A 21,680-nucleotide genomic window follows, 5' to 3' on the forward strand; every position below is an offset into this window, starting at 1 on the left:
CGGGTAACACCTCAATGTTTCTCTCCGTATAGTTCACAACCCGTGAAAGTGAGAGAAAAGCCGTACCAACGGCAATACAATTGCATCGGCTGGTTCGCACTGGTACCATCATCGGGCACATCGGTATAAATGGCTTTGGGGTAGGCTCCTTCCTCATCCATCTGAACCTGAATGGGCCGACCGGAGAATTCATCCCGGATGATCCCTCTGGCTGCGATGTCCCGTACGGTGTAAAACCGTTGTACCCGGTTGTTAAAGATCCCCAGTCCACTGGTCATCTCCGGCAAGCGTTCATCCAGCTCCCCCATCGTGTCCCGGAAGCCGAATCCCGGCGGGAATAGTCCGGCTTTCCCCACAAACCGAACATAGGGACCCAACAAACGCATCAAAAAGTGGGGCTTGGACAAGGCGATGTGCAGATTGGGCCACCGTTTCAGCCCGCCTCGCACAGTGGTTCTTTCCAAAGGAAACAGCTGCATTTGCTCCCCCTTCAGCTGGCCGTGGAGACATTCGCCGGTGATGTGATTCCAATAGGAACCCGTTTCGTCGTCTCCCAGCAATGCCAGCCCGTTGTAAATGCCCCGAGCGCCGAAATGGAGGACGGCTCCATCCACCACGGGAACCATACTGGTTCCGCTGTGACAGATGTTGCAGTAAGCGATCATATACGGCTGTCCGTCCAACTCTCCTTCCGCTACGTGATGGAAGTCGATCTGAGCAACGGAAAAAGCCAACCGCCTGCCGCCGCGTTCCATCACCAGGATCTCATCCTGTTCCTTCATTTTGCCGTCTGCCAACACTTGTTCCAGGGGCTCGCCTTCACCCTTTACTTTAAATCGTCGAAATAGATCCTTCTTTTCAAGACGGGCACGAGCAGCATCAAATTCGGTAAACAGCACCCAATCGCCTCCCCTGCCGGAAAAATATAAAAATCCAACAGCTAGAAATAGGATCGGACAAGTTCCCTTTTATTTTTACATCATTCGACAAAATGTGTCCATGAAGAAAAAACCGTTAAAAGGGGCAGATCTGCGATAAGGCCTTCGTATCAGGAAGCTTTTCGCTATGCATCGACCTTTAACGGCTACCCGCTCGTTGATTGACTATTCCACCAGCCCCCGCCTACAATAGGCTAAAAGGAAACGGATATCATTTCCGTCCAAATGGAGGAGTGCACATCATGAACGTACACAAAGCGTTGACTATAGCTGGATCTGATTCCAGCGGAGGAGCCGGAATCCAGGCAGACTTGAAAACTTTCCAGGAGCGGGATGTCTACGGCATGACCGCCTTGACCACGATTGTGGCTATGGACCCCGATGCCGGCTGGGCCCACCGTGTCACCCCCCTCTCCGTCGACACTTTGCGTGAACAGATGAAGACGGTGTTGAAAGGGATCGGCGTTGACGCCATGAAGACCGGTATGCTAGGTTCCGTCGAGATCATTGAAGCGGTGGCCGAAGCCATCGATACCCACGACATCCCCTCCATCGTCATCGACCCGGTGATGGTATGCAAGGGGACAGACGAAGTACTGCAGCCTAATACCGCCGCCGCGCTCCGGGATGTCCTCATCCCCCGCGCCACCGTGACCACCCCCAACCTGTTTGAAGCCTCCCACCTGAGCGGCGTAAGGATCCAAACCGTCGACGATATGAAGGAGGCCGCCCTCCGCCTCCATGAAAAGGGCCCCGACTGGGTGCTGATCAAGGGCGGCGCCAAACTGGAACACGAAAAAGCCGTCGATCTCCTGTACGACGGCAAGGAGTTTACACTCCTTGAGGAAGAGCGCTTGGATACTCCATGGACCCACGGAGCCGGCTGCACCTATTCAGCGGCCATTACCGCCGAGCTGGCCAAGGGAAAATCCGTCCCTGAAGCCGTCCGCATCGCCAAGGCTTTCGTTACGGAAGCAATCCGACACGGCTTTCCTCTCAATCAATATGTCGGACCCGTACGCCGTTCCGGCTATCGTCTGTCCTGAAAACAGCCGCTCTAGAGAACAGAGTTTGACACCAAATCGAACACAGCTGCCTCCGTTTACTGCCGCCACGGCATGACGGGGGTAGCTTGCTTTGGGTTCATGACGATATCCGAATAGTCTCACGCACCCGTTCATTCTGTAATAAGGGCCCTTTCACCCGTCTCCGTGATGACACCATTGCCCGTTTCACTACCTTCTAAGGTCGGATCAGGCTTGCCCGGATTCCCCGGTATGCCCTCCCCTTGTCCTAACGGCTGAAATTTTTATGACCAAACTAGCACCCCATTCATCAGCACCTCGGTAAAGACAGCGTTGGGTAGGCGTAAAAAAACCATCGCCAGCAGTCCATCTTCCACCGCCGGCGATGGCTTTGATATATCCTTCAACAGGAATTATTCCGGCTGCCATTCCATGAGCCAACAATTTTGCCATGCTCCTTCAAAAAACTGGTGCTGCGGCAGCAGTTTGACCCGTCTGAATCCGCATTTTTCATAGCAACGAATCGCACGGGTATTGCGAATTTGAGGGAGCATGACAATCAGTTGGGCCCCTTCCTTTTCTGCCAGGTAACGGGTTAAAGCTTGTATCAGTTGAGTTCCGATTCCCTGGTTCCAGTACCTCGGCTCTCCGATAAACTGTGCCATTTCCCAGATTGTCGCATCCGCGGGATACCCGTGCATTCGTTTGGATCCCTCGTCCCACGGTTCCATTTCCGTATATCCCACAGGTGTCCCTTCCCACTCGACGATGCCGCGTCGCACTTCGTCTTCCGCGAAAAAGGTTTCCTGGATGGAATCTTTATCGTGCTGGCGGTCGCGCCCTTCCACAAAAGCCAGTACGTTAGAATCTGTCAGCCAGCGCAGCAAATGATCTGCATCCGACGCTTCCAAGTTTCGAACGACCAAGTTATCTTCTTGAAGGATCATCCCAGACCTCTCCTCCACTCGTGTTGCAATAAACTCATCATGTGCGGGTTCCAATATGTATCGTCAATTTGCATGCTTCCCGAAGCCATCCTTCGGTTTGAAAGCCGACCTTTTTTAACGGGTGATCGCCGAACAGTGAAAGTCAAATACCTAGCTCTCCAAACGGTGCAGGTTCATCTCTTCAAACGCAATCCGACAAATCTGGTGCGTCATGGTTTCCCCGATCCCCCGGTCTCGGCGGTGCTGCAATACGATCACTCGGGATACCGCAGCAGAATTGTTGTCGGCATTCAGACGATTCAATTCATGTCCTTCCATTTGTTCCACTTTTTCATCCCAGGCGGCAAATGGCGTCGGATCGGCTTGTCCCGGTTCCAGCCCGTCCATGCTCTTGCAACTGCTTCCCATCCAGTGGAAAGGGAAATGGATGGGCTGTCGAATCATAGCAGGGCTCAAAAGGAATCAGTCGTATCGTTGTACTCGCCCCCTCCGTCCTATTCGAATCGTCCCTCTTACGGAACACCTGTACTGCAGAGAGCCCTCCATATTTTGCCGAGAAATTTACTTCATTCTACCTTACACTTTGATAGTCTACAACAAAATTCTCGGTTTTTTGAAACAAAAGAAGGGGTTCTTTCGTCTATATTAAGATCCCCTTTGTTAATATCAAAGAGTTAACTACCTACTCATCCATCAAAAATATGATGGATACGTTCTTTGAACAGAATTTCATCTTCCCGTTAACTTTCCATGATCTTCGAGTAAAACTTTGATGACTCGACCATTCAACCACATCTGACAATCTATCTGAGAAGTGTTGCTAGAATGAAAGTGGTCACTTTGCCGCGCAAGTTACTCACCCCTTGGCCCTGCCGAAAGGGATCACAATGTATCGGTCGAAGAAAGCGAAGAGATGAGCGAATCATTTCAAATCCATAATGATACCATATCCCCCGTGATCAACCTCTGGCCGGACCCTTATGATCTACAAGAGTGACGTTTATTGAATAGGAACTAGAAGGAGCGTATCAACGGCCTCGGCCTTCATCGTCTAAGAGGAAAAAAGCTTTTTGTTATGCCATCAGACAAACGATCGGACCCACCACTCAATCGGTAACGGCTGGAGGTAGGTTTGCTCATCTGCCAACGGATGAGCATGCCGACGAAAGTGATGGCGTAACAGCGCAGCCGGAACGGACCACGGCAGTTCCCCTTGCCGGTAGCCGGCAATGCTGTTGAACAGCTCCTCTTTATCCTGCAAATTCAGGTCGTGTTTCAGATATCCTGCCAAATGAGTCAGTACATCCGCATGCTTACACGGTGTCGTCGGGATGCGTATGGTTTTTAGATACACCGATTCATAAGCCTTCAGTGCTTCCTGAAACAGACGCCTGCCGTCTTCTGCATCCGCTGCGATCCGTTCCAACTCGGCATAGTGATGAAAACTGTGAGATAAGAGGATCCATTTATTTGTACTATGGAACCGGCCCAACTCGCGATGATGGGACGGCTCTTCTTTCAAAAAGGCATGCCAACGGGCCACCCCTGCCACCTGTTGCAAAAAAACGGACCGTTGTTCCGGAAGGCGCAAGGTGTCTTCTTCTATCACAGGAACATACGGAAACCGTTTCATAAAGGCCGCAGCAAACAGCCCGCTCGTTTCCCCGACAGGTTCATCCTCTCCTAAGGCGTAGAGAGGAATGCCTGCTACACCGCAAGAAGGCGACTTCTTTTTAAATATGTAACCGTCCACAGGAGCCCGTTGCAGCGTTTTTAGCTGGTCCTTGATAAACCGTTCCATCCCGCTGGTTACATCCCGTTGACGCTGGTTGGTAATCAATCGGGGAGAGCCGCCAGCCTCCCCCGCCACCAAACGCATGGGCTCCCGCGGGGTACCCAAGCCCATTTCCATTTCCGGACAGATTGGCACCCAGTTCACCATACGGTCCAAATGATCGGTAATCAAGGGCTCCCGTTTGTGTCCTCCGTCATAGCGTACCCGCCGTCCCAGCAAGCAGCTGCTGATCCCGATCGTAACGGATATCTGAGATGTTTGCCGCATATCGCACCTCCATGTCCGGCATATGGTTGCCAGTGAAGTTCCATCAAACGGGTCCTTCAAATGTTCCCTTCGGTCAGAGCAGCTGCTCTAATGCCGATGGAAGCTCGGGTTGGCGAAAGGAATATCCTGATTCCAACAACCGTTGCGGGATGACCCGGCTGCCACTTAACAACAGCTCCTTCCCCATCTCGCCAAAAATCCCCCTGACCAGCGGGGTAGGCAGCCGCAAAGCCGTCGGCCTGTGTATCACGGTCCCGAGAATCCGGGTAAACTCCGCATTGGTCACCGGCTGCGGACTGACGAAGTTAACCGGCCCTGACAGTTGTTCCTGCTGCAGGCAAAAACGGACCGCTTCCGGAATCTCCTCCACCGAGATCCAGCTCATCACCTGCCTGCCATCCCCCAAACGGCCGCCCAATCCCCAACGAAAGGCCGGGAGCATAGCAGCCAACGCTCCGCCCCGCCCGCTCAATACCATGCCGAACCGCAGGTGAACCACCCGGATTCCGGCCGCTTCGGCTGTTCGGGCCGCCTGTTCCCATTCAGCGGTTACATCGGAAAGGAAGCCCTCCCCTTTGGCTGCTTCTTCGGTAAGCGGCTCGTCTCCGGGCCGGTTTCCATAGTAACCTACTGCTGAAGCAGACAACAATACTCGAGGAGGATGTCTCAGCCGGGAAAGGGTGGTTGTCAGCAGCCGTGTTCCCTTTACACGGCTCTCCCGGATCAGCTGTTTCCTTTTTGCCGACCACCTTCCGGAGATGCTTTCCCCGGCCAAATGGATGATTGCATCTTGCCTCTCCAAAGCGCGCTCTTCTATTTTCCCCTGTTTCCAATCCCACACAGTGACTCGATGCCGAACATCCCGCTGTGGATGGCGTACCACCCGGGTGATCTCATCCCCGTTTCGCGAGAAAAAACGGACCAGTTCCTGCCCAATTAAACCGCTGGAGCCAGTAATCGCGATTCTCACTTCTCATATCCCCTTTAATCATACTGATGCCTTTGTAACAGCGGCATGAATCGGCACAGCAGACGCAGCTTTTCGATATCTACTCCATTCATTTCCTTCCGGCAGAACAGGTAAACCGAAAAGAGTCGCCTGTACATCATGAGCCGATGGCCGGATTGCTGATGATGTTCCGCCCGCGATGCACCAACTCCATCCCCAATACCTCGGTGTAAAAAGGCAAGGAGGTGGTCAAGTCTCCCACACGAATCGTCACATGATTAAAACCGGTAACCTTCACGCTGTTCACCCTCCTTTTACTTGCAACCGCACTGTCTTATCCCCTCAATTGAATCCGGTATTGACCGGTTTCAACCCTCTCTCCGTCAAAATCAATCACCTGATAAGGGACCCGAATATCAAAGGCTTGATCAAAGGGATTGGGTTCAAATCGGAGACGCTCTGCTCCTTCCCATACCGGCTTCAACCACTGGTTACCCCAACGGATTCCTTTTTGGAACCAGGGATGCGTATTTTCTCCCGGCTCATTGAGACAAACAAACAAAGATAGATCATCACACACTTTTAAGAGACGCAGGTTCTCCGGCAACCGTTTCCGATCCGCTTCGGAAATCGAATGAAGCAGACGTTCCCGCCGCTCCTTTTCCCGTTTCAGAAACGGCTCTGCCTTTGCCACATGCTCTTCTTGAAAAAAAGAAGCATAATGCAGGCTGCACAAAACGGCCGCATACGGGTCCATCGCTTCTACCCGGTCAATTCCTCTCCGATAAGCGGACAACTTGGGCTCCAGCGGATAATCTTCAAAGCTGTACGGCCGGTTCGTTTCCCGGTCCCAGCAAACTTCATCATCCAACGATTCCCATCCCACATCATGATACCGAATGGCAAGCCGTGTGGATCGAAGGGGTGCGGGCTTCTGTCTCCAGTGATCAGCCATGTCTCCGGAAATCCATCCATGATCATGTTGGCGGATTAAAAAATAGCCGTCCTTTCTATTTCTTCGAATCAACTGCTCCACTTCCTTCCTGAAAAGATCTGAACTATATAACATGGGTCAACCCTTATCACTCATACATTAGATCATGTAAATGTCATCTGATATGAAAGGAGAAAAGACGATGACCAACCAAGAGAATTCCGGCTCCCAGGAAGCCCCTCAAACCGCTTCTACCGGTGAAACGCCGACTCCCTATTCCTACGGGTACGAATGGATGCATCCCGCTGTGAGCCAGTACGGCTACGGTTATGAGTACCCTCCTTACGGAGAGGCTCCCGTCAACGCCGCAGTTGCGGACGGAGAAGGAGAAGAGGAACTGGCGCAAGCATTTCAATATCCCTATTATTCATCCTACTCGCCGTATCCTCCCCCCTACTATCCTCTTTACGGATATTATCCACCGCAGCCTCCGGTCATTTCTTTCTATCCGTATCCCCAGTATTGGTATTAAAAATAAGCCCGGATAGCTCCGGACTCACTCGCTGGCCTGTTGATCGCCAGCTTTTTTGTTGAAAACCGCCACCTGGGCCTGTCGTTTTTGAAAATTCCATTGAGAATAGTACGCTTGGGAAACCAGAATATTGGGACCGGCACAACGGGCCTGCTCGCAAAAGCAATGATGTTGTTCGGCCAATGGATGATCCAACCAGCGTGCAAACACATCAACCAACCGATCCCGCTTCACGTTGCCGAGGGGCGGCACATCACCGAAGTCGGTCACGATCACATCCCCTGTAAACACATTGACGTTGAGGCGGTTGCGCCCGTCGGGATCCTGCCGAACCGTTACATTCTCCTCCCGATGCAGCCGCAGCCACAAGTCGCGGTCTTCCTCCTGATCGCTGCAGGGATAAAAAGGCAACGTACCAAACAGCACCCAGACATCCGGATCGCGGTTATCCAACAAATGGGTCACGGTTTCCCGGTACTGTTGCAGGGAGATCATCTCCATTCCCTGAGCAAAATCACTTGGATACAAAGGGTGCACTTCATGTCGGCGGCATCCCATTTCAGCGATGTCCCGATGCATTTGACCAATATGAGGAGCGGTAAAGGGGCTTAACAGGGACTCCGCCGAGACAAACACTCCCGCTTTGGATAAGGCTTGAGCGTTTTCCACCATCCGCTCATACAGGGCTTCACCCGTTTTCAAAGGGACGTCCTTTCCGTATTTTTCAAAAGCGATGCGGTGAAAATCCTTTGCATCCCGGTAATTGTAAGAGATATGTAAAACGTCCACATCTTCCACCCAATCCTCATAGCGGGACAACGGCAGTGTCAGATTGGTATTTAACTGGGTATACACTCCCCGTGACTGGGCGTAACGCAGGAGGGGGCGGATCGTTTCCTTCACCACTCGGGGGTTGAGGATCGGCTCTCCGCCGGTGATACTGATGGTATGCAGCGTCTCCACCTCATCCAGTCGACGGATCATGCTTTCCACCGGCAGTGCGACACCTTCTTTTTCCACCAACGTCTCTCCCACCGCACAGTGTTCGCAGCGAAGATTGCACAGTTGCGTAACCGTAAACTCGACACTCGTCAGCTCATAGCGTCCTTTTTGACTCCGCGTATACCACGGATCCCACGGATCCCATGAAGGGGATAATGGCCGCTTTTTCGTTTCCTTTGCCGTCGGACTCATTATACATCCTCCGTTCCTCTCATTTGGCACCGGATGAGTATACACCTAGGATACGTAAAGCGTCAAACGAAAAAAACCCTGCGAACAGCAATCGCAGGGTTTTTACTTAAAGACCGTAAACACGACGGGTTCTCAGGATATTTTGGATATGCTCCCGGGCAGTTTCGGCCACGACTTGCATCATGGTACGCACTTCCACGGTGCCCTGCTCGGAAACGAGGGAACGGTCCAAGGCATCAGGAAGGTGTTCACATATGGTAAGGACATGGTCCCGAATCAAACGGAAGGTTGCCACCTCTGCTTGAATCGGGCGGTTGGCGTAATCCAGGGTTTCAGCCCAATCATCCGGATCAAAGAGGGGCAGTTTGTACTCACGACCCGGCTCCGCCAATGCCCATTTGATCCGCTGGGTCATTTCCAGATCAAAGTCCACCATGTGCAGCACGGTTTGGCGAATGGTCCATTCGTCCTCTTCTACCAAGAGGTTTAAATCGTCTTCCCGCAAGCCCATAATGGCTCCGTCAAGCAGATCGGGGCCTTTGCGATAAAGAGCAATCACATCTTCATCAGACATGCGAAGACTTTCCCGGAAGGCGACGGTGTAACCGTCTGGATCCGGCACCAAGAGGGTTTGCTCGATGCCGGGTGTTTCCTCCAACAACATGTCGTGAACACCCAAGGCAGCCAAGCGCTCCTGGAAAACCAGCAAATTTTCACCCTCACATTCGATGCGGTCCTCTTTGGTCAGTTCTACAATGGGAAAAGGAAGCTCCTCCGGTTCCGAAGTCTCCGCTCTCCCAGCCGGAACTTCGTCTTCCGGCCCGGGATCCGCTTCATCCAGACCCTCGGCTTGTCGATCTTGTTCTCCTTTTACCGCCTCTTCCAAAGCATCGGGAATCTCATCAGACACAGAGGATTCCCACGCTTCCTCGTCGGCCCCCTTCGTCAGTGTGAGTTTTTCCGGTACTGGATCCGCTTCCGGCGCAGACTCTGCCCCTTTCTCCGCACGAAACAGGGAAGCTATATCGAGATCCGGATCGCTGGTCAAGAGAATATCCGCTCCGCCCGGTGCAACCAGCCGGGCGGCCTGCATCTCCTCATCCAGCCATTCCACGGAAAATCCCAGTTTATCTCGGTAAAAGGAAACGGAGGCTTCCAGATCGGTTACTCGCAACACGAGCAAAGGTTGTATCTCACTCACCTTTCCAACCGCTCCTTTACAAGATTTCCATCGATCATGTAGATATGATTCCAAAACATATTGTAACGTACTGTGTTTGGAAATGGACATCTAAACCATTGGTATTCCCTGGTAAAACCTATTCCTTTTGAAAATATAAAATATTTCCAAAAACGCGCCCGTTTTCTTCCCCCCGTCCGATCTTGGTACACCCAATTTATCAAAGGTGGAAAACATGTTCAACACGAATCATCATTTTGTCAGGGGAAGGATTAGCAAAAAGGAAAACGTCCCGGTACTTTCCAGGAGGATTATCGCTGATACATACGATCTTCGACAAATCATCCCGTTCCAGATAACTGAGACAGGTGGTATTTAGTAACTGTTCCATAGAAGAAAAATCCACCGGCGTGATACGATGTAAGCTCTGACCCAAACATCAACCACGAGGTGGATTGACTTGAATTTAGCACAGTATTTACACAAATGCCGACACCCATTACTGCAATTGTTCCACCAAATCGATTTCATCATCCTTCAAAGGCACCAGTTCCGGCGCAGTCGGCCGCTTGCAAAACAGATGGGGATCCAAACAGCGAAAGCCCCCCTGGAACCGCTCACTTTGGTTTTTTCGAGTGCAACAAGCTCTTTGGTAAGATCATATACAGGGGTAATTTGATCAATCGGTTTCTTCCCCCCGTGACAGCCACATCAGGACGGAAATCATCACGAAGGCAGTAAGGGCCAAAAACGGAATCGTAATAAAACCGAGCCAATTGATATATTGTCCGTTACAGGGAACTCCTACGGTACACGGAGCCCAATTAGCTACCGCAGGGATTTTTTGCTCTAAATAATGAAACAGCGAAACCAAGCCGCCCGTCACGCTAAAGGGAAGCACGTAGGATACAATGGACCGGTCTTCCCGGTAACTGGCAATCCCCAGGAGGATCGCCAACGGGTACATGAATATCCGTTGCACCCAACACAATTTGCAGGGAACAAAGCCGGCAATTTCACTGAAATACAAACTGCCTCCCACAGCTACCAACGAGACGAGCCACGCCAGATATAACCCGTATCTTCGGATCCAATCCACCAGCCGTACCCACCTTTATCCAACAAGTTCATCATCCGCTATGACCGAGAGCCGGAGAATCCTGGCCTGTGTAACGTCGATTTTTCAAAGAAACCCGATGAAAAAATCGACGCTGTTGCCATCTTTATCGAGAGCCCGCTCATCACCGGGCTTTTTTCGCTTCTTCTTCAATCATCTTTTTCAGCGCCTCATAATCAAAAACGTCCTTTACCGGTTTTCCGTTGATAAATACCGTCGGTACGGAGGTCACATTCAGTTTGCGAGCAATCTCCTTGTCCTTGTCGACTGCCTTGAGATCGGCCTGACTCTCCAGATCTTCTTTCAACTTCTTGACATCGATACCGGGAACCTCTTTTTTGGCCAACTGGATTAATAATTCCGGCGTGGCCCACCGTTGCTGTTCCGGTCCTTGGTTACGGTAAACTGTAGAGTAAAACTTCCAGAATGCTTCGGGATTCTGCCGGTACACCGCCTCTCCTGCCAAGGCCGCGGTCACCGAATCATCCCCGATAAAGGGATTGTTGATAAAATACATGCTCGCTTTTCCCTGGTCGATAAAGTCTTTTTTCAAACGGGGAAATACCTGTGCTTCAAAACGTTTGCAGACCGGACACTTGTAATCACCAAACTCCACAATTTTTACCGGGGCATTTTTATCTCCGAGGACCGGCTGATTTTCATAATCAAACTGGTCCGTATCCACTTCATCACCGCCGACTGCCGCCTGGATGACAGCAAATAGGCCCAATGCTACAGCCACACCCAGGATTGTAAATACTACCAAGTTTTGCATCCGCTGCGAACGGGCGATTTTCTGTTGATTGACGCTCGCCTTCTTCCTTTTTTTCCCCATCGGAATCCTCCCTCTCTCTATCGCAAATGGACGATGGAAACAAATTCATGATAACCTGGTTGTCCCATGTTTTCAATTGACGAAATCAGCCAATATAACGAATGGAAATCATTGCATCCCGTCAAAAGGCTTGCTTCTTTTTCGATTTTGTGATAAAAAAGACTGCTGACAAGGCTTGCCAGCAGTCGGTTCGGGAAACCGGAAGAGGGTTCCCGGATTTTCTTTTTTATCAGGAAGCTTGCTTAAACTCTTGCAGATAACTTTCCGCTTGTTTCGAGTTGTATTCGCCTTCCCATTTGGAGACAACAATGGCGGCCAGGGAGTTCCCCACCACGTTGACGGCCGTCCGGCCCATGTCCAGAATGCGGTCGATCCCAGCGATGAAGGCCAAACCTTCCACCGGCAGGCCCACCGATCCGAGGGTGGCCAACAAAACGACGAAGGAGACGCCCGGCACACCTGCAATCCCTTTAGATGTAACCATCAGCACCAGAACCAGCGTCACCTGTTCGCCGATGGACATGTCAATGCCGTACATTTGTGCGATAAAGATCGCTGCGATTGCCTGATACAGTGTGGAACCGTCCAGGTTGAAAGAGTACCCGGTCGGAATCACGAACGAGGTGATCGCTTTCGGGCAGCCGAATCGCTCCATTTTTTCCATCAAACGCGGCAGCACGGTTTCCGAGCTGGCAGTAGAAAAAGCGAGCAACAGTTCATCCTTCAGGATTTGCAGGATGTGGAACAGATTGACGCCGACAATTTTTGCGGTAATACCCAAGATCACCAACACAAAGAACACCATTGCCCCGTAAACCACCAGCACCAGCTTCAACAGCGGGAGCAACGACTCCACCCCGAATTTGGACACGGTTACACCGATCAAAGCGAAAACGCCGAAAGGGGCAAATTTCATAATCTGGTTGGTCACGTAAAACATGGCGTCAGCCGTTCCCTGGAAGAAACGAAGGACGGGTTTGCCTCGTTCTCCAATAGCAGCCACACCCAAGCCGAAAATGACCGAGAAGAAGATAATGGGCAACATGTCTCCATTGCTCATGGATTCAAACAAGTTCTCCGGCACCATGTTGACAAAAGTATCGACAAAGCCATGGTTGCTGACTTCTTTACTGGTATCCACAAAGCTGGAGATATCCGATTTGCTGAGAGACTTTGTATTAAGACCCGATCCCGGGTGAAATCCGTTGGCAAAAAGCAGTCCAACGATAATGGCAATCGTCGTAATGATCTCGAAGTACAGGATCGTTTTTCCGCCGAGCTTTCCGATCTTTTTCACATCGCCGACACCGGCTACACCAACGATCAAACTGGAGATAACGATCGGAATAACGATCATTTTAATGAGACGAATAAAAATGTCTCCGATGGGCTGCAAAAACTTTTCAACGGCCGGGTTGCCGTAAAAGACGGCTCCCACCGCAATACCCAGTATCAAACCGATAACAATCTGCCAACCAAGTCCAATTCTCTTCATCAACTCACCTCTCATCATGATTTTGTCGTATCCAGCTAGGCTGGTTTATCAGTAGTAATCTGAATATTTCTTTGTTTATAAGGTTCGGCGCGCCAATATAACCAACATGGACTAGTTTAAATGAACATGTATTCATTTTCAATGGATGAAATCCCCAATATTAGGTGAAAAAATATCCAATTCGGCTTGGATAATGGAGATCACCCGCTCGCTTCCCGCGTACATCCGCTCTGTCTCCGGTCCCTCGATTCCTCTATAATGAAATCGGTGATGCGTAAATGTCAAAAAAACATACAGGATACAGCAAGTGGATAACATATATCGTGCCGGAAGCCTGGAGCCGGCGGAGTGTGAAGGAAGTACTTCAGGGCCCTCTGCAGCTGTCCAACCGCATGATCAACCGCTTGACCCGATCCCGGGGAATCCGGCTCAATGGAAAAATGCCCTGGTTGGACCGGCAGGTCAAAGCGGGCGATCAACTGAAGGTCGCAGTCCGGCCTCGAGAGAGGGCTGACCTTACAGCGGAACCTGTTCCCTTTGATACCGTCTATGAAGATAAAGATTTGCTGGTGGTGAACAAACCGCCGGGAATCAAAGTACATCCCGTGAAACCCGGTGAGACCGGTACCCTGTCCCACGGCATTTTGTATCAATGGAAGCAAGCCGGTTGGGAAGGCAAAGTGAGGCCGGTCCATCGACTGGACCGGTACACTTCCGGGCTGCTCCTGGTTGCGAAGTACGCCTATATCCATCAGCTGTTGGACAAAGAGTTGCGCCAGCATCGCATCAAACGTACATATATCACTGTAACGACAGGCAAATGGACGGATCGACACCCCGCCGAAGGAACCATCGATGCACCGATTGTCCGCAGCCCCGGTCATCCTTTGCGCAGAACGGTATCCGACAAGGGAGATCCGGCAATCACCCACTACCGGGTGATCAGCGAATCGAATACAGCCACTGCTTTGGAGGTCCGCCTGGAAACAGGACGCACCCACCAGATCCGGGTTCACTTCGCCCATATGGGGTTCCCTTTGTTGGGTGATCGGTTGTACGGCGGAGATCTTTCAGCCATCTCCCGCCAGGCGTTGCATGCCCGCCGCTTGACATTTTCCCATCCGCTGCGGGAAGAAACACTGACAGTGGAAGCCCCTTTGCCGGAAGATATGGAGAAGTTGGTGAGGAAACATCATTTGACTATAAAAGAAAAACGCCGATCTCCCTGAAATAGCAAGGTTTCGGCGTTTTTAGGGATAAGTATGATACATCCCAATCTTAAGCAAAATCAGTCCGCTTCCGTTCGAAAATGAAGATGCAATCCCGCAGGTCGGGTGCTCGTATCGATAGAGATCCAGCCTCGATCTGCACACTTCTTCAAAGCTTTGTCGATCTCGGCCTTGGTGAGTCCAGCATCCTTCACCCAATCTTTCTCGGTGATCCGCATCGTCTTCTTTCCTGTTTCCCCTAAATGGAGATAACGGCGGATCAGGTAGCCCATCAACTTGATCTCGGCCTTGGTAACGGACTTGGCGTTTAATACGTGCAAAAAGTAAAATTCCATCGCTTCTACCCGATCCGGAGACATCGCCGCCAATGTCTGTGGCCGTCGTCCGTAGCGCATATGGTTTTTCCTCGGCTGCGGGAACAGTATACCACAAAAAAAGAGCATCTCAGATGCTCTCAGCAGTGTCCAGCCATATAGGATAAGCAGATCACAGCATCTTCAGAATCGCTTCTTTTCCCGGTATGCCGGGTTGAATCCCCAGCTGTTCAGCAGCGAGAGTCACTGATTCCAAAGGCGCCTCCAGCAACTCCTCCAGGGTGCGTACACCGACAGCCCGGCCGGCCACAATCCCCCGGTCGGCCAACTTTTCATTTAACAGCGCTACATCCAATGCTCCGCACATAATGTACCCCTTCTCCGTCGCGACGGCCAACAGATTGGTTTTGGGTAACACCACATGGATGCCCACTACCGAACGGCCCTCCACCTCAAGCGGTATGAGCTGGATCACGTTTTCACCCTCCCATGCCCTCTCTAGCGTACCTAATACCCTATGAACATCGAGCGGGAAGGGTGTGGGTCGGTACCATGAAGATCCGGTTGAAAAGAAGGATGATCAGTACAATAAGAGCCGGAGTCTCCGGTACCATCCCTTTCCGGTTAATGGTATCGGGGTCGGCTGAGTGCCGATTCCCACTCCGCCAGTTTGCCCTCCTGGGCCATTTTGAGTTTGAGCATCTCCACCAGATAGACACCCATCATTTGCAAAACTTCTTCGTCATCCATTTCTTCGATCAACTGCATAATATCCTCGCGGGATTGTTCCTCGAGAATGCTGAGCACGATCGAAACGGCGTTTTCTTCATCTTCATCCAGCTGGTTGCGGTAGAGTGAATAGAGGTCGTCAACAAAACGCATCCGGAAATCCTCCTTTACTTGAAGCTATTCTAACGTAAGTACCCGGGGTTGAGAAGAAAAAACAACATAGATTTTTTCACCTGTCCATACGGTTCCCATGAATGGGTCTAACCATGATGTTTTTTCTTCTGTCTGCAATAGGAGGGTTATCCGTTCCACTGTCTCCATCGCGTACGATAAGCAAGGGCAACCGATTCGGGCTGGCCCAGATGCCAAGCCAAGACATTTCGCAAAAACTCGGGTAAAAAATAGCGGAGATCGGTCCCGTTTTGTACCTCCGGGTATCCGATACCAAAGGTAAACATATCGATGGAAGCCACACTGTAAACCGCTTCATCCTCCATGACTTTCCCTTCGATGGTCACCTCGCGCACTTGTTGTCCGGCGACACCTGTCGGCTCGTAGACGACCTCCATCCCGGCCACATTCAACATTCCCAGCCGTTTTCCGCGGAATCCGAACCCCTTGATTTCCATTTGTTGCACCTCCGGTTGGAGGGAGGTTTCCAACAAAGCGCGAATCTGCCTTCCCTTCAGGTTGATCCGGCACGGATTGATCGGATGGGGACAAATCTCATGCAGCCGCCCGAGGGAAACCGGCCCCGCATCCAACCCATCCAACAACTGTCCCGCATTGACCAACGCGATATCCGCTTTTACCCATGCCCGGAGTCCGTCCGCCAAAAAATTTCCCAAAGGCGATTCGTGATACCAATCGATCGGCAAAGGTTGATCCAGTTGGCTGATCGGCTGTTTCAAATACAACTCCGCTTGATAGCGGGATCGGGCAATCTGCTCCTCCAACCCTCGATCCGGCACTTCGGCAGCCATAGCAAATACCCCGGCCTCCATTTTCTTGATACGCCGGGTTTCAGCATCCCAATCCAAAACAACTTCCCCAGCATACTGGCCAAACTTGCCTGCGGCCGCCACCAGTGTATCCCCGATACGTTCCGGCTCTTTCAACAAATGATGCGTATGCCCTCCCAGAATGACATCAATCCCTGGTATTTCCTTTGCCAAACGCCGATCATTGGGCAGTCCCAAGTGGGATAATACCACGATGACATCCACTTCTTTGCGAAGCCGGGGTACCTCCAGCGCCAATACATCCCAAGGGTCTTTCACGTGCCACCCCAACAACCGGTAAAACTCGGGAAAAGGAATCGTGACACCCAAAAATCCCAGTCTGCATTCATCAGTATCCACTATGGTCCAAGGCCGGATCCATTCGGGACGGCTTCCCTCCAGCTCCTCCACATTGGTCGCCAATACGGAAAAAGGAGACTCTCTGTACAGCCGGTTCAGTTCTTCTTTGGAAAACGTGAGCAATTCATTGTTCCCCAAGGTAATCAGTCGGTAACCCGTTGCTTCCAAAACGCCATAATTCGCCAAACCGCCGGTCCCTTCCGTCTCCTTGCGGACACGATCCATATGATCCCCCACATCCGCCAGGATGGACGTTTCTCCCCGGGCTTCGGCCTCCGCTTGACGCCGTTTGACCCAGGTGCAGATTCGGGGCATCTGTTCGAAATGGCTATGTATGTCATTGGTGTGCAGAATACGGACCCGTTTGCGACTCTTCACAACCATCCTCCTCCGGATCAGGACAAGCCTTCGATAATCATCCGAACGGCTACGGTGATAATGGCCAAGCGCAATGCGATCAGCAGCGCATTACTGCTCAACCGGCTGGAAATCAACGCACCCAAATGCCCCCCGAACCACGCTCCCGGCGCGATGAATAAAACCGCCTGCCAGTCGATATTGCCTTGAAACCAATGGGTGAAAAAACCGGCCACCGAAGAGAGAAAGATGACAAACATAGACGTAGCAGTAGCCACATGGGCGGGAAACTGAAACATCAGCACCATCATCGGCACCAAAAGCGCCCCTCCGCCAATCCCAAACAATCCGGAAATAGTTCCCACCACAAAAGAAACGATCAGGGCAATGGGACGATGATACCCGTATTCGTATACATTCCCTTCCCGATCAGTAAACTCCCGCTTGACACTCCACTTCACAGAGTGTCCTTTCATTCTCTCCCGAAAAGTCAACAATGCGGAGATAACGATCATCAACACTCCAAAGCCGACATAAAACACACCCATATCGAAATAACGGGTCAGATAAGCTCCAAACATGGCTCCAGGCCCGCTTGCCAGAAAAAATACCCATCCGCTGTGAAAATCCACCCGCTTCTGTTTGCCGTAAGAAAGGGTGCTCGACAGCGCTGTCAGCACGACCAGCGCCAACGAGGTTCCCACTGCCACCTGCGGGGTGATATGGCTGAATTCCGGATACAACGATGCCATCATCAACAGTGCGGGGACGGTGATAATACCCCCGCCCAATCCGACCAAACTTCCCACAGTCCCGGCCACCAAGCCCACCAGCAAAAGCAAAAGCCACTCCGCCACTTGATGGTTCCTCCTTTATTTATACGGACTCAGTTCCGAAACACCCGATATTCTTTCATCTTATCAGAGTGAACAAATGAAAAGAAGAGCAGGCTCGTGCTCTTCCCGGATTGATGAAAACCCATATGATAGCTTTAACTCTTCGAGAAACTTTATCGGCAGACTCAGAAGAGCAGGCGCTCTTCCGGCTTCACTAACTGTTTTTCAACGTGGCTTCCTGGATTTTTTTAACTAAATGGATCTCTTTTTCATTCAGTGCGGTTTTGACGATCAGGTGATTGACCGACTCGGCTACCTCATGCAATTGTGTCTCCAAACCATCGATCTTTTTCTCCATCCGGCTAAAACCTACTTCCAAGCCTTCCAATCGCTTGTCCGTTCCCGCCATCCACTTTTCCATGCCGTTCATCCGCTGCTCCATGCCATCCATGCGTTGTTCCATCCTGTTCATTCGTTGCTCCATACCGTCTAGTTTGGCATGGGTAACTTGTTGCTCCTCAAGGATTCGATATAGAATGTCCCGGATTTCTTCCACCGCCATCACCTATTCCTTATTTTAACATATCAGGTGTTTAGCGGACATGGGCCTTTCGACTCAAATCGACAGTTTCTCTGCCCTATTAAAATATCTCCAGCTGGCGCGGGGCCAGCCCCGCAAAAGTGATGCCCATCAGATCGGCCAACTGCTTGGCATTGTCAGCAGCATCTCCCCGGGAGTTATTATTGAACAGCACGGTTACTTGTTTTGTCTGCTCCTTCATCCGACGTATGCGAGCCACCCATTCCTGCAATTCCTCTGTGGTATACCGGTAAGCATAGCGAACATCCCGCCACTCGGCATCACTTCGTCCGGATTTGTTCCATCCCTCGGCATTGCGTCCGTGCAGGCGGACCATGGCCTGCTCCGGGTGCGATACTTCGGCCACGATCGGTACCGTACCGATTCCGGCATCCGGCTCGTCGCAGGCGACGTGAATCCATTTTTCCTCCTCCAAAAACCGCAGGGTGGCATCATGGTACCGGGTAGTAAACCAGGTCCGGTTGCGAAATTCTACCGCCAACGGCAAGTCGGGATAGCGTTCCCGGCAGCGGCGGATATAGGCCACATGTTTTTTGTTGCAGTCAAACCACGGCGGAAATTGAAACAGCACCGCTGTCAGCTTTCCTTTTACCACCATGGGCTGCAGAGATGCTTGGAATGCCCGAAACATCTCCTCCGCCGAAAGCTCCGGTGCTCCGTTGCGCCGTCCGTGACCCGTCATTTCCCGATACGCCTTGACAACAAAGCGAAAACCTTCCGGTGTCTCCTCCACCCAACGGGCTATTCTTTCCGGCGGTTGGATGGCATGATAGGAGCTATCCACCTCCACCACCGGAAAATGCCCGGAATAGATGGCCAGTTTGTCGCCGGAAGCCGTACCCGCCGGGTACAAAGAGTCATGATCCCCCCAACCGCATACTCCTATTTGTATCGGATTCATGAGAACCTCCTCACCGCTCGTTGTTTTCCCATTCTAGCACACAGAAAACTTACAGGCGGACACGAAGAAGAAAGACTTGCACCACCAGGAATTAACGGTACAATAGTGATGAATCGTCACAGTACGGAAAGGATGTAAGATACGGAGCCTACAAGGGGGCCTGACTTTGACACCACCCCATATTTCGATTCATTCCCGGGTCATCTCAGAGATTGAACATCATTGCCGAAAACAGCTTCCCCGAGAAGGATGCGGTATTTTGGCCGGGCAGGATTGTGAAATCACGCACTTTTTTCCGATACCTAATCAGGATCAAAATCCCCGGTCTTTTTCCTTCGACCCGCAGGTTTTTGTTCACACACTGCGCCGCATGCGGGAGCTTCATTTGAGCTGGCTGGGGATTTTGCATTCCCATCCGCGTACGGCTCCCTATCCTTCCCGCCGGGACATTCATCAATGGCAGTATCCCAATTTAACCAGTTGGATCCTGTCCTTGCACGGCAATCGCCCCGCATTATCCGCATTTTGGATACAAAACGGCCGAGTGATTCCTGTCTTATATCAAGTGATCGCCGACCGTACAAAAAACCAACGCAGCTGACAGGAGTGAACTCCATGGATACGCGAGCGGGATGGGCTCTTCATACTGATAAATACCAAATCACCATGTTGTACGCCCATTGGAAAAACGGCACTCATTTGCGCCGCAAGGCCTTTGACCTTTATTTCCGCAGGCTCCCCTTCGGCAATGGTTTCGCAGTGTTCGCCGGATTGGAGCGCGTCATTCGTTTTTTGGAGAACCTGCAGTTTACGGAAGAAGATATCGCCTACCTGGCGGAGCAAGAAGAGAACTATGATCCGGAGTTTCTGGACATGCTCCGCCAATGGCGCTTTACCGGGGATATCTATGCCATGCCGGAAGGCACGGTGGTATTCCCCAATGAACCTTTGATCCGTTTGGAAGGGACGATTATGGAGCTGCAGATGATCGAGACGGCACTCCTCAACTTTGTGGGCTTCCAAACGCTGATCGCCACCAAGGCAGCCCGGATCCGTTCCATCGCTCCCGATGAAACGCTGATGGAGTTCGGCACCCGGCGTGCACAGGAAGTGGATGCCGCCATCTGGGGAGCCCGGGCGGCCTATATCGGAGGGTTTGATGCCACCTCCAACCTGAAAGCGGGCCAGATGTTCGGCATTCCCACCCGGGGGACCCACTCCCACGCCTGGGTACAGGACTTCGATACCGAGCTGGAAGCGTTCCGGGTGTTTGCCCGAGCCTTCCCCAATCAATCTGTCTTGTTGGTGGACACTTACGATACCCTTCGCAGCGGCGTACCCCATGCGATTCAGGTAGGGTTGGAGTTGAAGGAGAAAGGATACAAACTGGCCGGGATTCGCCTGGACAGCGGCGACTTGGCCTACCTTTCCAAAAAGGCGCGGCAGATGCTGGATGACGCCGGCCTGACCGATACCCAGATCGTTGCGTCCAGTGATTTGGACGAAACCACCCTGCTCAACCTGAAATCCCAGGGGGCCCGCGTAGACGCCTGGGGAGTCGGCACCAAACTGATTACCGCTTACGATCAACCTGCTTTGGGTGCTGTATACAAACTGGTCGCTCGGGAAGAAAACGGCGAATGGATCCCATCGATCAAGATTTCTTCCAATCCGGAAAAGGTAACCACTCCGTGCCGGAAAGACGTCTATCGCATCATCGACCAGCGTACCGGAAAAGCCCGCGCTGACTTAATCACCGAAGTGGGGCACCCCCCGGATGAAAGCCGGCCTCTGGTACTGTTTCATCCTGTGCATACGTACCGCAGGAAAAAGGTGAAGCATTTCCGGGCCGTGAATTTGTTGCAGCCCATCTTTCGGCAGGGGGAACGGGTCTACGACCTGCCCTCCATCACTGCGATCCGCAAACATTACGAGACACAGCGGCAGTTGTTTTGGGAGGAATACCTGCGCCTTTTGAACCCGGAGGAGTTTCCGGTCGATTTGACCCAGGAGCTGTGGGATAAGAAACAAGAACTGCTCCGCAAAATTTATCAGGAAATCCGGGAGGAAAACGGCGAAAACGGAGAGTAAAGAAAGCTGGGGAAGAAGACGCTTTTGGCTCTGATTATAGCGAACTCACGCCT

At 51.7% G+C, this 21,680-nt stretch carries 23 protein-coding genes and 1 pseudogene; 5 read left to right on the plus strand and 19 right to left on the minus strand.

Annotation, left to right across the window (positions count from 1 at the left end; all coding sequences use genetic code 11):
- Nucleotides 1-11 precede the first annotated feature (11 nt).
- Complete coding sequence (locus IEW70_RS02825; protein WP_188646416.1) at nt 12-899, minus strand: DUF3179 domain-containing (seleno)protein; 888 nt, start codon at nt 897-899, stop codon at nt 12-14.
- Nucleotides 900-1,180: 281 nt separating this feature from the next.
- On the opposite strand from IEW70_RS02825, the gene pdxK reads away from it, so the two are divergent.
- A complete protein-coding gene (gene pdxK / locus IEW70_RS02830) occupies nt 1,181-1,984 on the plus strand; it encodes a pyridoxine/pyridoxal/pyridoxamine kinase (RefSeq protein ID WP_188646417.1) in 804 nt (267 codons plus the stop codon).
- A gap of 392 nt (nt 1,985-2,376) precedes the next feature.
- On the opposite strand, the gene IEW70_RS02835 is transcribed toward pdxK, so the two are convergent.
- The 6 genes and pseudogenes from IEW70_RS02835 to IEW70_RS02860 form a co-directional block, all read right to left on the minus strand.
- Nucleotides 2,377-2,910, minus strand: coding sequence for a GNAT family N-acetyltransferase (locus tag IEW70_RS02835; protein ID WP_188646418.1), 534 nt, complete (start codon nt 2,908-2,910; stop codon nt 2,377-2,379).
- A gap of 150 nt (nt 2,911-3,060) precedes the next feature.
- A complete protein-coding gene (locus IEW70_RS02840) occupies nt 3,061-3,297 on the minus strand; it encodes a hypothetical protein (protein WP_188646419.1) in 237 nt (78 codons plus the stop codon).
- 694 nt (nt 3,298-3,991) lie between these two features.
- The gene (locus tag IEW70_RS02845) at nt 3,992-4,972 is read right to left on the minus strand and encodes a YbgA family protein (protein ID WP_188646420.1); all 981 of its coding nucleotides are present in this window, start codon (nt 4,970-4,972) and stop codon (nt 3,992-3,994) included.
- A 73-nt stretch (nt 4,973-5,045) separates the two neighbouring features.
- On the minus strand, nt 5,046-5,942 hold the full coding sequence (locus tag IEW70_RS02850) for a TIGR01777 family oxidoreductase (protein WP_188646421.1): 897 nt from the start codon (nt 5,940-5,942) through the stop codon (nt 5,046-5,048).
- A gap of 169 nt (nt 5,943-6,111) precedes the next feature.
- Nucleotides 6,112-6,219: pseudogene (locus IEW70_RS02855) on the minus strand (VOC family protein); the annotation flags it as partial.
- A 36-nt stretch (nt 6,220-6,255) separates the two neighbouring features.
- A complete protein-coding gene (locus tag IEW70_RS02860) occupies nt 6,256-6,948 on the minus strand; it encodes a DUF3891 family protein (protein ID WP_188646423.1) in 693 nt (230 codons plus the stop codon).
- 109 nt (nt 6,949-7,057) lie between these two features.
- Here IEW70_RS02860 and IEW70_RS02865 point away from each other — a divergent pair, with 109 nt between their 5' ends.
- Nucleotides 7,058-7,387, plus strand: coding sequence for a hypothetical protein (locus tag IEW70_RS02865; protein WP_188646424.1), 330 nt, complete (start codon nt 7,058-7,060; stop codon nt 7,385-7,387).
- A gap of 24 nt (nt 7,388-7,411) precedes the next feature.
- On the opposite strand, the gene yfkAB is transcribed toward IEW70_RS02865, so the two are convergent.
- The 5 genes from yfkAB to IEW70_RS02890 form a co-directional block, all read right to left on the minus strand.
- The gene (gene yfkAB / locus IEW70_RS02870; protein WP_188646425.1) at nt 7,412-8,581 is read right to left on the minus strand and encodes a radical SAM/CxCxxxxC motif protein YfkAB; all 1,170 of its coding nucleotides are present in this window, start codon (nt 8,579-8,581) and stop codon (nt 7,412-7,414) included.
- A 106-nt stretch (nt 8,582-8,687) separates the two neighbouring features.
- Nucleotides 8,688-9,782 (minus strand): DinB family protein, encoded by a 1,095-nt coding sequence (locus IEW70_RS02875; RefSeq protein WP_188646426.1) that lies wholly within the window; start codon nt 9,780-9,782, stop codon nt 8,688-8,690.
- A gap of 658 nt (nt 9,783-10,440) precedes the next feature.
- Nucleotides 10,441-10,860 carry a disulfide oxidoreductase gene (locus tag IEW70_RS02880; protein ID WP_229751790.1) on the minus strand — a complete coding sequence of 140 codons (420 nt, stop codon included), beginning with the start codon at nt 10,858-10,860 and terminating at the stop codon, nt 10,441-10,443.
- A 142-nt stretch (nt 10,861-11,002) separates the two neighbouring features.
- Nucleotides 11,003-11,713 carry a DsbA family protein gene (locus IEW70_RS02885; protein WP_188646427.1) on the minus strand — a complete coding sequence of 237 codons (711 nt, stop codon included), beginning with the start codon at nt 11,711-11,713 and terminating at the stop codon, nt 11,003-11,005.
- Nucleotides 11,714-11,942: 229 nt separating this feature from the next.
- On the minus strand, nt 11,943-13,208 hold the full coding sequence (locus IEW70_RS02890) for a cation:dicarboxylate symporter family transporter (protein ID WP_188646428.1): 1,266 nt from the start codon (nt 13,206-13,208) through the stop codon (nt 11,943-11,945).
- A gap of 278 nt (nt 13,209-13,486) precedes the next feature.
- Between IEW70_RS02890 and IEW70_RS02895 the strand changes: the two genes are divergently transcribed.
- A complete protein-coding gene (locus tag IEW70_RS02895; protein ID WP_188646429.1) occupies nt 13,487-14,437 on the plus strand; it encodes an RluA family pseudouridine synthase in 951 nt (316 codons plus the stop codon).
- A 59-nt stretch (nt 14,438-14,496) separates the two neighbouring features.
- Here the strand turns inward: IEW70_RS02895 and IEW70_RS02900 are convergent, their stop codons facing one another.
- From IEW70_RS02900 to IEW70_RS02930, 7 genes are all read right to left on the minus strand, one after another.
- Entirely contained in the window at nt 14,497-14,832 is a 336-nt protein-coding gene (locus tag IEW70_RS02900) for a hypothetical protein (RefSeq protein ID WP_188646430.1), read from the minus strand.
- A gap of 91 nt (nt 14,833-14,923) precedes the next feature.
- Nucleotides 14,924-15,226 carry a YunC family protein gene (locus IEW70_RS02905; RefSeq protein ID WP_188646431.1) on the minus strand — a complete coding sequence of 101 codons (303 nt, stop codon included), beginning with the start codon at nt 15,224-15,226 and terminating at the stop codon, nt 14,924-14,926.
- Nucleotides 15,227-15,375: 149 nt separating this feature from the next.
- The gene (locus IEW70_RS02910; RefSeq protein WP_188646432.1) at nt 15,376-15,633 is read right to left on the minus strand and encodes a DUF6154 family protein; all 258 of its coding nucleotides are present in this window, start codon (nt 15,631-15,633) and stop codon (nt 15,376-15,378) included.
- Between the two features lie 146 nt (nt 15,634-15,779).
- Nucleotides 15,780-17,219: a bifunctional metallophosphatase/5'-nucleotidase gene (locus tag IEW70_RS02915; protein ID WP_188646433.1), complete on the minus strand. Its 1,440-nt coding sequence runs from the start codon at nt 17,217-17,219 to the stop codon at nt 15,780-15,782.
- Between the two features lie 17 nt (nt 17,220-17,236).
- Nucleotides 17,237-18,055: a sulfite exporter TauE/SafE family protein gene (locus IEW70_RS02920; protein WP_188646434.1), complete on the minus strand. Its 819-nt coding sequence runs from the start codon at nt 18,053-18,055 to the stop codon at nt 17,237-17,239.
- A gap of 193 nt (nt 18,056-18,248) precedes the next feature.
- Entirely contained in the window at nt 18,249-18,596 is a 348-nt protein-coding gene (locus tag IEW70_RS02925; protein ID WP_188646435.1) for a hypothetical protein, read from the minus strand.
- Nucleotides 18,597-18,675: 79 nt separating this feature from the next.
- Complete coding sequence (locus IEW70_RS02930; protein WP_188646436.1) at nt 18,676-19,536, minus strand: DUF72 domain-containing protein; 861 nt, start codon at nt 19,534-19,536, stop codon at nt 18,676-18,678.
- Nucleotides 19,537-19,702: 166 nt separating this feature from the next.
- Between IEW70_RS02930 and IEW70_RS02935 the strand changes: the two genes are divergently transcribed.
- Together IEW70_RS02935 and IEW70_RS02940 are read left to right on the plus strand one after the other, a co-directional pair.
- Nucleotides 19,703-20,137, plus strand: coding sequence for a M67 family metallopeptidase (locus IEW70_RS02935; protein ID WP_188646437.1), 435 nt, complete (start codon nt 19,703-19,705; stop codon nt 20,135-20,137).
- A 14-nt stretch (nt 20,138-20,151) separates the two neighbouring features.
- Nucleotides 20,152-21,627: a nicotinate phosphoribosyltransferase gene (locus IEW70_RS02940; protein ID WP_188646438.1), complete on the plus strand. Its 1,476-nt coding sequence runs from the start codon at nt 20,152-20,154 to the stop codon at nt 21,625-21,627.
- Nucleotides 21,628-21,680 lie beyond the last annotated feature (53 nt).

Origin of the sequence: Marinithermofilum abyssi (genome assembly GCF_014641195.1) — a bacterium.
GTDB classification, from domain to species: domain Bacteria; phylum Bacillota; class Bacilli; order Thermoactinomycetales; family DSM-45169; genus Marinithermofilum; species Marinithermofilum abyssi.

What these genes read in the sequence shown, in the direction of transcription:
- pdxK (WP_188646417.1), top strand. Translation starts at nt 1,181, where the DNA reads ATGAACGTACACAAAGCGTTGACTATAGCTGGATCTGATTCCAGCGGA.
- IEW70_RS02835 (WP_188646418.1), bottom strand. Translation starts at nt 2,910, where the DNA reads ATGATCCTTCAAGAAGATAACTTGGTCGTTCGAAACTTGGAAGCGTCG.
- IEW70_RS02840 (WP_188646419.1), bottom strand. Translation starts at nt 3,297, where the DNA reads ATGGACGGGCTGGAACCGGGACAAGCCGATCCGACGCCATTTGCCGCC.
- IEW70_RS02845 (WP_188646420.1), bottom strand. Translation starts at nt 4,972, where the DNA reads ATGCGGCAAACATCTCAGATATCCGTTACGATCGGGATCAGCAGCTGC.
- IEW70_RS02865 (WP_188646424.1), top strand. Translation starts at nt 7,058, where the DNA reads ATGACCAACCAAGAGAATTCCGGCTCCCAGGAAGCCCCTCAAACCGCT.
- yfkAB (WP_188646425.1), bottom strand. Translation starts at nt 8,581, where the DNA reads ATGAGTCCGACGGCAAAGGAAACGAAAAAGCGGCCATTATCCCCTTCA.
- IEW70_RS02885 (WP_188646427.1), bottom strand. Translation starts at nt 11,713, where the DNA reads ATGGGGAAAAAAAGGAAGAAGGCGAGCGTCAATCAACAGAAAATCGCC.
- IEW70_RS02890 (WP_188646428.1), bottom strand. Translation starts at nt 13,208, where the DNA reads ATGAAGAGAATTGGACTTGGTTGGCAGATTGTTATCGGTTTGATACTG.
- IEW70_RS02895 (WP_188646429.1), top strand. Translation starts at nt 13,487, where the DNA reads ATGTCAAAAAAACATACAGGATACAGCAAGTGGATAACATATATCGTG.
- IEW70_RS02900 (WP_188646430.1), bottom strand. Translation starts at nt 14,832, where the DNA reads ATGCGCTACGGACGACGGCCACAGACATTGGCGGCGATGTCTCCGGAT.
- IEW70_RS02910 (WP_188646432.1), bottom strand. Translation starts at nt 15,633, where the DNA reads ATGCGTTTTGTTGACGACCTCTATTCACTCTACCGCAACCAGCTGGAT.
- IEW70_RS02925 (WP_188646435.1), bottom strand. Translation starts at nt 18,596, where the DNA reads ATGGCGGTGGAAGAAATCCGGGACATTCTATATCGAATCCTTGAGGAG.
- IEW70_RS02930 (WP_188646436.1), bottom strand. Translation starts at nt 19,536, where the DNA reads ATGAATCCGATACAAATAGGAGTATGCGGTTGGGGGGATCATGACTCT.
- IEW70_RS02940 (WP_188646438.1), top strand. Translation starts at nt 20,152, where the DNA reads ATGGATACGCGAGCGGGATGGGCTCTTCATACTGATAAATACCAAATC.